Origin of the sequence: Blautia ammoniilytica (genome assembly GCF_025566965.1) — a bacterium.
In the GTDB taxonomy this organism is placed as follows: domain Bacteria; phylum Bacillota; class Clostridia; order Lachnospirales; family Lachnospiraceae; genus Blautia_A; species Blautia_A ammoniilytica.
On the sequence record NZ_JAOQJL010000024.1, the window covers coordinates 37,000 to 49,107 of the forward strand.

A 12,108-nucleotide genomic window follows, 5' to 3' on the forward strand; every position below is an offset into this window, starting at 1 on the left:
AGGCAGAACCTTCTTCTACCAAATTATGCCATCTTTCCTGTTTATTTATTCCAGACCGAAGTCCCGTTTTCTGTTTTCCTTGCCAGTTTCACTTTCCCGCTGACTCTTTTCTTTATAAATCTGCAGTTTTTCATGGATAGAACCACGTGTCGGTCTTTCTTCTTTCTCATCTGATTCAGACACCTCTGTTTCTGCATCTTCCCGTTCATCCATATTGAGCAATGCATTTAATTCTGACAGTCGCTCCAGTTTCTGGTTCAACTCCTCTTCTTTTGGAAATGGCTTTCCAACCTCTTCTTTTGCATTTGCAAGCTGTTCATATACTGTTTCCAGTCTTTGTTGTGCTTCTGAAAGCTTCTCTGGATAACTGTCCAACAGATTGTTGATACGAGTAATATTTCCAAGTGCATCTGCTCCAAGATGAACTTTCGAGACAGCCTCATGTTTGACAGATAGAATAAATTCTTTACTCCATCCATCAAACTGAATCCTCATATTGAATCCCTGATAGTTTCCGATATCCATCGCAGCATCTACAGCTTTAATATCTTTACATACCGCCAGAAGTGCTGCTCCTGCCTCTTTCTTTTCTGTGAACTCTTTGCCGCCAATCTCCATAGTAAACTGCTCTGGATCTGTGATTTTATGCTCTGAGTAATGAGCGATGTCTGCCTTGTAGCTGTCAATGATTTCTGTCAGTTTTGCAATCTGTTGTGGAAAATTCCTTGCAATATCATCTTCCAGGCGGTACTGGTTATTCATGTGGTTGGCTTTTAAAAGTTTTAATTTTGCCACATCAACATCCAATGCCATCTTCTCTTTTACTGCTGGATTTCCGGTTGCAAGAGCTTTGACCTCTGCATAGGAAAGTGCCGCTTCGTCCACATCTTCACAGCTTCGCACAGGTGCTTTGCTGGTCATAATCTGAGAAATGAATTTCTGCTTGTTCTCAACCAACTGCCACATGTAGCTGTCAAATGTGGATTCAGTTACATACCGGAAGATATGAACCTTTTTATTATGATTTCCCTGACGGATAATACGCCCTTCCCTCTGTTCCAAATCAGATGGTTTCCAGCCAATATCCAGATGGTGCAACGCAATCAGACGGTCCTGCACGTTGGTCCCGGCACCCATCTTTGCTGTTGAGCCAATCAAAAAACGAACCTGCCCGGATTTCACTTTTCCAAACAGCTCCGTCTTCTTTGCTTCTGTATTTGCATCATGAATAAAAGCAATCTCTTTTTCCGGTACACCTTTCGCTATCAGTTTCTGCTTCAAGTCATCATAAACATTGAAACTGCCATCACCTTTCGGTGTGCTCAAGTCACAGAAAATCAATTGTGCAGATTTCTGTGCTGCCGTGTCTTTCCAGATCTCATAACTTTTCTCTGCACAGACTGATATTTTGCTTTCTGGATTATCTGGCAATAATTCGTTCACCAAACGCTGATCCAATGCCAATTTTCTTCCATCATTGGTAATTTTCAGCATATTATCAACCGAAGCATCTACCCCTCCGTTTCTGACAACTTCTGCACGTTCCCCCAGACTTTCTACGATTTCTTTCTGCTGTTCCGTTGGTTTCAGCACCACTGTTTCATATTCCGCCTCTGGCACAGGAAGCTTTAACTGATCGGAAGTCTTGATATCTGCAATCTCCTTAAACATATTCATCAGTTCCGGAATATTATAAAATCTTGCAAATCTTGACTTTGCACGGTAGCCTGTTCCTTCTGGTGCAAGCTCAATGCTCGTGACTACCTCGCCAAAGGTGGAGGCCCAGGAATCAAACAGTCCAAGTCCCATATTTTGTAATTTGCTGTTCTGCAGATACCTCTGCATAACATATAATTCCGTCATGCTGTTGCTAATCGGTGTGCCCGTAGCAAAGGTAATGCCTTTTCCTCCGGTAATCTCATCCAGATACTGACATTTATTAAACATATCCGCCGACTTCTGTGCTTCATTCTGTGCAATCCCGGCTACATTTCTCATTTTTGTATAAAGAAATGCGTTTTTATAACTGTGTGCTTCATCTACATATAAATGATCCACTCCCAGTTCTTCAAACGTAACTACCTGATCTTTTTTCTCTTTCTGATTCAGTTTCTCCAGCCTTGTCTGCAATGTTTTTCTTGTCTTTTCAATCTGTTTGACGGTATAACGTCCACCATCCTGTTCATACCTTGCACTCTGGATTGCCATTTCCAGATCATCAATCTGCCTCTGAAGCATGGCTTCCTGTTTCTCATCAGAGATTGGAATACGCTCAAACTGGGAATGACCAATAATAACAGCATCGTAATTTCCCATAGCGATTCTGGCACAGAACTTCTTTCGGTTTGCCGGTTCAAAGTCTTTCTTGGTTGCTACCAAAATATTTGCTCCTGGATATAACTGCAGGAACTCCGCTCCCCACTGCTCTGTCAAATGGTTTGGCACAACAAAGAGATTCTTTTGTGATAATCCCAGACGTTTGCTCTCCATTGCCGCCGCTACCATTTCGTAAGTCTTCCCAGCTCCTACTACATGTGCCAGAAGCACATTATCACCGTATAACTGATGTGCGACTGCATTTTTCTGATGCGGACGAAGCTCTATTTCCGGATTCATTCCTGGAAAACTCAAGTGACTACCATCATATTCACGGGGACGGATACTATTGAAACGCTCATTGTACACGCTTACCAGCCTTTCTCTCCTCTGCTGATCCTTAAAAATCCAATCTTGGAATGCAGCCTTCAAGGCATCCTGCTTTTGTGATGCCAACATAGTTTCTTTTTTATTCAAAACTCGCACTTCATCCCCATTGTCATTTACGACTTTATCATAGATTCTAACATCTTTTAGATTCAAGGTATCTTCCAGAATCCGGTAGGCATTTGCTCTCTCCGTTCCATACGTTGCATAAGCAAACGCATTTCTTGGACTGTCGGCGTTCTTTCCTGTAATCCTCCACTCACCATTTACCTCAGAGAATTTTACCTGTATTTCCTTCTGTGCAAGATACCTCGGCGTATGAAGCAGTTCCACCATAAAATCCTGATAATCCGAAGGTTCAATCCAGGTGGCTCCAATACGCACTTCAATCTCCGACGCTTCCAGATCTCTTGGCTGAACTGCCTCCAATGCACGCACATTCGGTGTGAATTCCGGATGATTCTCTGCAAAAGTTCTCGCTGTATTTAATTTATCTCTGACGTTTCCAGACAGATATTCATCTCCGCTTTCCCACTGGTCTGTCAGTGGATTTTTGAAGATAACTCCAACCAGCTCTTCTGTGATTTTCTCTTCGGTCTTTCCGGTCAACTGTGCCATATATGGAAGATCTATTTTAGCCTTTTCATTTAGGGACAGAGCAAGTGCTTCTGTGGCTGTCTCCACACTTGTCACAGCGACCGCCTTTTTAATGGTTCGTTTGGTGAACATGTCCGCTTTCCGCTTCAATGTTCCATCTTCATTCAAGTCTTCCAGGGAACACAGCAGACAATAAGAAGAGTCATCAGAAAATGCACGTTTGTTAGCATTACTTCCAATAACTCCATACTTTGCTGTGTAGGTATCATACACCTGATTCAGTTTTTTCTGCTGTTTCTGGATTTCTTCGTCTGTGACAAATTCTTCCATCTGCATGGCGATCAGTTCACGAACGGTATCACGGATTGCAACCATGCCTTTTACACGTTCTGCAGTGACTGCAGGCATTTTCACCTGATTCATCAAAGAATTGACACGGTAATATACCTGATCATCTACCACCGTATAGCTGTAATTTCGGACATTCGGATCTGCCGGAATACTCTCTGGCATCTCATCCAGTTCTGCCTCTATATCTACTGCCGCTACCATGCTTCCTCTGATGTGTTTTACAGCTTCTTGTAACTGTAATTCCAGATCAGCTCCTTCCATTGGAGCACAGGTTGTTTCCATACCATACGGACCGGACACTTCTTTCATCTCACCAAGAATCAATCCCGGATGCTGAACAAAATACTTGTTAATGGTAATCCCATTTGCATCACTCTCCAAATTCACCCAGTCTGGCATCTCTTTTGTGAAACTCTCACGCTTCTGGAAAAACAAAATATCAGCACTGACTTCTGTTCCTGCATTTGCCTTAAAAGCTGTGTTCGGCAGTCGGATAGCCCCCAGCAGGTCTGCACGCTCTGCCAAATATTTCCGGACTTCCGGTGATTCCTTGTCCATAGTTCCCTTTGTTGTGATCAACGCAGCTACACCACCTGGACGTAACTGATCTATAGTCTTGGCAAGAAAGTAATCATGAATCATAAAATTGTAGCGGTCATATTGACGGTCATTGACCTTATATGCACCGAATGGCACATTTCCGATTGCCACGTCAAAGAAATCATTGGGATAATCCGTCTTCTCAAAGCCTTTGATCTGGATATTGGCATCTGGATAGAGAAGTTTAGCAATTCTGCCACTGATGCTGTCCAGTTCCACTCCATAGAGTTTGGACTGGTTTAGATTCTCTGGAAGCTTTCCAAAGAAGTTCCCGACTCCCATAGATGGCTCCAGGATATTTCCCTTTGTAAATCCCAGATTCTCCAACACCTGATACATACTTTCAATCACAATCGGCTGTGTATAATGAGCATTTAATGTGGAAGCTCTGGCTGCAGCATATTCTTCCGGTGTAAGGACGGTCTTTAATTCCAAATATTCTGTCTCCCATGCAGATTTTGTCTCATCAAATGCATCTGCAAGACCTCCCCAGCCGACGTACCTGGATAAGATTTCCTGTTCCTCTGGTGTCGCATTGCGGTTCTCATCCTCACATTTTTTTAACAGCTGAATAGCCATAATATTGGCTCGGAATTTCTCCTTCGGTGTTCCCTGTCCAAGTTCATCATCTGTGATATGGAAGTTCGTTGCTGGAATCAGTTCTGCTATTCCGTTAATCTCTTCCAATGATTCTTTTTCTTCCAATACCTCAGCTTCTCCCGACAGTTCTTTTTCTTTTTTATCATAATCTGTCCACACACGTTTAGAAATAGCAGTAAAATAGGAAGACTCTTCCTCCATGATTTCTTCCTTGATTTCCCGTAATTTATCTAAGGTATCCGCATTTACTGTTTTGTTGTGATAATGATAATAAAGTACTTCTTGTCCAAGTTTTACATCCAGACGTTCCAATTCTTGTGTTGACATTCGCTCCCAAATATCATCTTTTTCCGTATGAATCGTGAAACCTTCTCCATCATCATGATATTCTAATGTGTATTGAAGTCGATTCTCTTCTCCCTTAACTTTGCAAGCAAAATCATAGATTTTTGTTCTGGTACCGGACATATATTCTGAATCAACTAGTCGCAGATCCGTTATATCTTCCGCTGTAAAAGAATCCTGTTCCAGCTGTTCTCCTAACATCTGCTGTGCTTCTTCCAGGTCTGCCAGTCTTTGTGCTTCCTGTCGTTCTTCGTACTTTTCCATTTCTTCCGGTGACAAATAATCATCTGTGCGGATTAACTGGCGAACACGTTCTGCAACCTTGTTCCACTTTAATAAAACTTCTACCTCTGGACTGCCAATTTTCCCTTTTGCAAGTTTTAATCCTTTTGCATCATGGGATGCGTCGGAAGCATCTGCTCCTGGTATTCCGGGTGAGGAACCACCTGTTCCATACTCATTTTTCAGGAACTCAGCTGCATCTTTCATATCATGATGTTCCATGAAATACTCATAGATTCGGTTACGTCCTCCTGCAGTAATGCCGCCTCTTCTTAACACTGCGTCAATTTCATCCTGTGTGATAAAGGATAGTGCCGGACGTTCGACCGTAAATTTCTGGTCTACCCAGGAACGCTCCCTCTGAAGATCCTGAAAGCGTTGGAAATATTCCGGATTATGCTGAATCTCCCAGCGGTGATAATCTCCCGGATTCTCATCCATATATTTCTGCAGCCATTCAAAACGATAGACAATCGCATCTGCTTCCTCTTGATCTGTCCATGCTCCACTCACTACATCCTGCCAGTCTGAATATGATTGTTTCTTTTCCCAGTTTCTGCAAGTATCCCGAAAATGAAGTGCAAGAAGATTGGTCATTTCTTCCTGCTCCTGTTCAATGGCATTATTGGAAATCAAATTATCCACGTAATTTCCATCCTCATACATATCCCGAATTCTGTTCGCTGCTTCTTCCCACGTAACCATGCGGTCAAAGTTTCTTCTGGCAGAGTCCCCTCGCCGGATACGGATACCATCATTGTCATACCAGATACTGATTTTCTGACCATCTATGGTAAATCCTTTGCCACCAGTTCCATATTCATCTTTCAGAAAACTCCGCATTTCTTCATTATCCAGACCTTCAATCAGTCTTGCTGTAATATGAAACAGTGTATTTTTCTGTCCGCTTCCCGTGCGGAGAATATCATTTACCACTTCATCGGAAATAAGAAAAGCGGCTGGCTGTTCCAATGCAGCTGCCGCTTTCCTTATTTCTCCTAACTGTTCCTCTTCTGTTGGGAACAGACTTAACTGTAAATAATCTCCTGAATCACCAGCTCCTCTGCCTGTGCCTTGATCTGGTTCATGTGTCTGGTCCATGCCATCCCGTCTGCCATTTTGTCCGGTGCCGGATCTTTCTCCAGAAGTTCGTTCATCAGGTCGTCTACTCTCTGTCTTGCCTGGCTGTCGATCTCCATCAGATGACTGTCCAGACGGTTCTGCAGTGTCAGAATGTTGAACCTGGCTACCTTGTGATTTCTCAGATACTCTTTCCGCATCATTCCGTACTTGCCGATGGTTCCTCTCGTCTCTTCCAGGCTGATATCTGGAATCTGATACTCTCCGTTCTGGCTGTAACTGATCTCTCTCATAGTCTGTTTCCTCCTTTTTTTCTTCTCTATCTTCTGTGTTATCTGTATTACTTTCACGCATTAACGTGTTAAATTCATTATAGACTACTTCTTTTTCTTTTGCAACCGTTTTCAGGTCATTTTCCAGATTATTCAGCACATATCGTCCAATCTGCATCAGGACTGGTCTGCTGATCTCATTGACTGCACTTCCCAGATGTCCTAATACTATCAGCTGATTAAAGTCCGTAATATGCCGAAAATCCTCTGCATCCAGATATTCCTGTGCATCCAGTCCACACCGGTTTAGTAATACATACCAGACACTATTGGTCATCAGTTCCCGAAATTCGACTTCCTGATTCTGTTCGTCCAGTTCTTCCAGAAATGTCCCTGTTACGTCCAGTCTCAGTTCTTCCAATGCATCTGGAAGCCATTCTTGCATACTCTCCTTCGCTGCCTGATGCAGACTTTCAGCAAGTCCTCCTTCTGTATCTTCCAGTGATAACTGCTCCTGCAGATAATCTGCCACCAGCTGTTCTCCTTCCACCGGAAGATTCCATAACTGAGGATCCTTTCCAAGATTCCGCACTTTATAAGTGTCCTGCACATCAAATACATACCGAAGTTTCGTTTTCGGTCCGGAAGTATTGTCAATCAAGGCAATCCCTTTGGATCCCTTTTTGATCCAGCGGTACATCTTCTGATTCCAAATTTCCATGGATGCTACGGCAGTTGCTTCCGGTCGCTGTGCATAAATTAAAAGCTGTTCTGGAAAAGTGTATTTGTACAGTCTGGATGCAGTGTTTAGGAACCGCATCCATTCCTGCGGACTGGCAGCTACATCTTTTGCCACCTCTTCCGTCAGCTGTTCCATTGCATATAATTTATTTGCCATGCGCTACTCCTTTTCATAAAATCAGGGACTGCTTAGCACAGTCCCCTTAAAATCATCGTTGTTACTCTTTATAATGCTGTGGCAAGCTCTTTTGACTTATTCTTTGGCACTTTGTCTCCCTCTTTTGCCTTGATTTCTGCCTTGGCTTTTTCCAGTCTTCCATGGATTCCACCTTTTACTTCCACTTTTTCGGCTGCTTTTTCTTTCTCCAAACGAGCTTCCCTACGCTCAGCATTTTCCATTACTGCGGTCTTTTTATCACAGAACTGAACCTTATCCGAAAGCTGTTCCTGTCTTTCCACCTGTGTCTCATTGACTTCCTGTACCATCGCATTTAATTCCGGAACCTGAAAAATGCCGTTATCAGGAAGAATCAGCACTTCATGAATGGAAGATGGGATGACAAAGTAATCACTTCCCAGGCATTCCCCAATCTGTTTACGAATATCTTCCTGCAGTAACAGGGAAGCTCCATTCATCTTAGCTTTGTTTGTCAGACAGAACATTGGGTTTTCCATGGCTTCCATATCCATTTTTTCATTCAGCAGGTTTTCTGGTTCTTCACCAAAAATCATAGATTTGATAATCTCATTCATATCCATAAGTGTGACACCACGTTTTCGGTCTGCCACCATCGCATTCGCTTGAATCTGTTCGGCAGATACTCCCCACTCGTTCATCAGAGAAACAGTTACCGGAATACTGCTGATCCCTTCTCCATTTTCCTCCAGATTTACTGCATAATAAGCTGCAAAATCTCCGTGTTCTGTGACTACTTTATCTGCAAGAAGATCGGTATTCCATTCCTTATCACAAATTCTCATCTGTAATTTGTCCTTCATCTTTTCATAATCCAGAATATCCGTAACTCCCATATCAAAAAATTCTGCTTTTCCCTGTGCCTCAATACGCATATCAGCCACATCGCCAACACAAGAGTCTACATCTTTTCCATGGATATATTCCTGGTAGAGGGAATCCAGATAGACTGTCGGTACGATTCTCTGATCTCCGTTTGGAATCGTAATACCTGTCAACTTCAACCCGTTGTTTTTTTCTACTTCCTGCAGTTTAATTTCTGCGTCCTTGTAAGACTCTGGCAGATACTCCTTTACATTGTCTTTGACATATTCATAAAATTCTTTTCTGTTCATCATACGCTTTTACCCCTTTCTGATCATGTGATGGTTCATTCTTTTTCTGCTGATCATCTGCTCGGCTTTCTTCTGATAAGCCATCATTCTCTTTAAAGTTTTCTCCTGGTTTTTTCGTGCTTCCTGTCTTTTTTCCATTGCTTTCATCATAGTTTTCTATTCCTTTCTGTGATTTTTTTGTATGAAAAAGGGAGCCTCACATAGAAGCTCCCAATCATAACCATTGATTTTGGTTTCCTTATTTGCTTTTCCTTTTTCTGCTGATATAAAGTCCTGCCATACCTCCTGTGGAAGTTACAAGAAGTAGGATCGGCAGCCAGATATTCGTGCTGTCACCTGTTTTCGGTGCATTTGATATCTTTGTCTCTTCATGGGACTGTGGTGTATCCGGTGTGTTCGGTGTTTCTGGAACTTCCGGTTTCTCGTTTGTCAGATTGAAAGTGACTTCCACGACCGGTGTACTGTCATCTGCATAGGCAAACGTCACTTCATGCTTGCTCTGATCCAGTGTGTATCCGTCCAGTGTCTTTGTTTCCACCAGATAATACTTGATCGCCGCATCATATTTGCCGTTCTTAAATGTGGCAATCTCATACAGCTTACTTTCCGCATGACCTGCAGCATCTGTCTTTAAGGTTTCCAGAACTTTTCCCTTACTGTCACGGAGTTCAAATTCTACCCCTTTCAGTGGTTCTCCTGACGATTTATCTGTCTTATTGAGAATCACTTTTCCCTTGGCAGTATCATCTTTCATAGCCACTTTCTGGATTTCTCCGGTGTCTTTCACCTCAAACGTCACATCGGCTGTCAGAAGATATCCTTTCGGTGCCTGCTCTTCACGTAAGGTATATTTACCGATTGGCAGTTTTTCGATATAGTGTGCTTCCTCTGTGGAAGTCCAGCTCTCTACTACCTGATCATCCTTATCGAGAATCGTCAGTTTCGCACCCGGAATCTCAGTTTCTCCTGTGATATCCGTCTTACTGATCTCTACTTTTGTCACATCATCTTTCATATCATGCTTCTGAACCTCTGCTATATTCTCTACTGTAAAGGTAATACTTTCTGCAGTAACATATCCATCTGCCGGTTTTGTCTCTGTCATGGTGTATTTCTTACCAACAACCAGTTCTTTGATCACATGGGATTCTTCCGTAGAAGTCCATTCATCTACTGTATTGCCATCTGAATCCGTTACTTTCAGGTGTGCACCTGGAAGTTCTTTACCTGTTGTCAGGTCTGTTTTGGACAACTCCACTGTGGTTGGCTGATTTTCAAAAGTAAAGTCGTAGCTTACTTCTGCCTGGTCTTCTCCGGCATATTCAAAGGTAAACTCCTGTACTTCATCTGTTGTAACAAATCCGTCCGGTGCAAAGATCTCTTTCACATAGTATTTTCCGTCTATCGGAAGATCTGCCGTAAAAGTAATCTGTCCTTTTTCATCCGTTACTCGCTGCTCGATCAGACTTTCCTTCTCAAGGAGTACCTCACCCTTTGCATTTTTGATATCTTCACTGGTATAAAGACCGAAGACACCACCTGCAAGAACACGTTCTGTATCTTTTTCTTTCTTCAGAACCGTAACCTTTACTTTCTGACGGGCATTCTGCCATTTCTCATCATAAGTGATAACTGGTGTATCCTGATCACGATAGGAAAGGTCAACATATCTCGGCTCTTTGTCCAGCACATAACCATGGGCTGTTTTTACTTCCTTCACATAGTACTTGCCAGCCGGGAGATCTCCCATCTGTGCAATACCATTAGAATCTGTGGTAATGGTTCCCACTTTTTCATCTGCTTTAAAATAATCTTCGCTGACACCATCTGCCGCTTTGATATCTTCCGCAGCAAATACATCGAAAGTTACATCTGTAAGACTTCCAGTTACATATTCAAAGAGATGCTCCACAGTACCTTTTACATTGTCCAGAAGTGTCACTTTATCCAAAAACTCTCCATTTTTGTTGATGATCAGAAGTCCTGTCGGTACTTCATCTTTCATCTCTACTTTCTGAATCTCTTCGGTATCTTCCAGCGTGAACTTCACATCCATTGCTTTCAGATAACCATAAGGTGCCATTTCCTCACGAAGAGTGTATTCCTCACCAACTGTCAGTCGTTTGATCACATGTGGCTGATCTTTTACAGAAGTCCACTGATCCACAACATTTCCTTCTTTATCAAGAACGGTGAGTTTTGCCCCATCCAGTTCCACACCTGTTGTTACATCAGATTTCGTAATTTCTACTGTTGTTGGCTGGTTCTTTTTCACTGTTTTCAGTTTTACTGTCTTCACATCCTGTCCCTGGTAAGAAGCATTCAGATTCAGAACTTCATCAGAGGACACAAATCCAGCCGGTGCTTTTAACTCTTTCACATAATACTGTCCAAGTGGCAGATCCAGCGTACATACTGCAAGACCATTATTATCAGAGGTCATTTCCTGTAAGAGTGTGTCTACTTTCACGATTACTTTTCCATCTGCCTTGATATCCGCTTTGTTATAGATACCAAAGACAGCTCCTGCTACGGTTGCACCATTTTCTGCATCCTGTTTTTCTACCTGAATCGCAACTTTCTGTCGGTCATCGCCAACAGTCACTTCTTGTTCAATCACCGGTGTATCCTGATTGGCATAGACAAATGCGACTTCTGATCTGTCATGGTTCAGGACAAATCCTTCCGGTGCAGTCTCTTCTACCACATAGTAAGAACCAAGCGGCAGGTTATCAGCAACTGCTTTTCCGTCTTCCCCAGTCGTTACCGTTGTTACCAGTGCATCTTTTGCATAGATCAGCTGTCTGTTTCTGTTTTCATCTTTCTGGTAATCCGGTGTATAAATATTTTCAGCTGCATAGACATTAAATTCTGCACCCTTCAGGTATCTTTCTTCATAAACAAAATCCTTCTTGAATCCGGTCAGCATCTCACCTTTTTTATAGATCGTCAGCTTTCCTTTTACCGGATGGTTCTCGTAATCTACCGTAATAATGGCATCTCCGCTTTCAGAATCCATCTGGTATGCTGTGTTTGCATCCACTGCAATCTCTACATAATTCTTGTTGATTGTGTACCCTTCCGGTGCGTTGACTTCCTCAATTCGGTAATGTCCGATCTTCAGATTCTTCGGCATGATCAGATATCCCTGGCTGTCCGTAAAATAGGACTTGTGAGTAGTTGTCACTGGGTAAGTTGTTACCTGCTCCACATACTTCTTGTTGTC

General features: G+C 42.6%; 4 protein-coding genes. All 4 read right to left on the reverse strand.

What is annotated here, in order from left to right:
* Window positions 1-45: 45 nt before the first annotated feature.
* Window positions 46-7,728: a DEAD/DEAH box helicase family protein gene (locus tag OCV61_RS18995; RefSeq protein ID WP_055057312.1), complete on the reverse strand. Its 7,683-nt coding sequence runs from the start codon at window positions 7,726-7,728 to the stop codon at window positions 46-48.
* A 68-nt stretch (window positions 7,729-7,796) separates the two neighbouring features.
* The gene (locus OCV61_RS12155) at window positions 7,797-8,885 is read right to left on the reverse strand and encodes a DUF5688 family protein (protein ID WP_055057311.1); all 1,089 of its coding nucleotides are present in this window, start codon (window positions 8,883-8,885) and stop codon (window positions 7,797-7,799) included.
* 6 nt (window positions 8,886-8,891) lie between these two features.
* Window positions 8,892-9,032: a hypothetical protein gene (locus tag OCV61_RS12160; RefSeq protein ID WP_166460071.1), complete on the reverse strand. Its 141-nt coding sequence runs from the start codon at window positions 9,030-9,032 to the stop codon at window positions 8,892-8,894.
* A gap of 88 nt (window positions 9,033-9,120) precedes the next feature.
* The coding region (locus OCV61_RS12165) for a SpaA isopeptide-forming pilin-related protein (RefSeq protein WP_262582914.1) at window positions 9,121-12,108 on the reverse strand (2,988 nt) is incomplete at its 5' end.

Excerpts from the sequence above, each read along its gene's own strand:
- OCV61_RS12155 (WP_055057311.1), bottom strand. The coding sequence starts at position 8,885 with ATGATGAACAGAAAAGAATTTTATGAATATGTCAAAGACAATGTAAAG.
- OCV61_RS18995 (WP_055057312.1), bottom strand. The coding sequence starts at position 7,728 with ATGGCAAATAAATTATATGCAATGGAACAGCTGACGGAAGAGGTGGCA.
- OCV61_RS12160 (WP_166460071.1), bottom strand. The coding sequence starts at position 9,032 with ATGATGAAAGCAATGGAAAAAAGACAGGAAGCACGAAAAAACCAGGAG.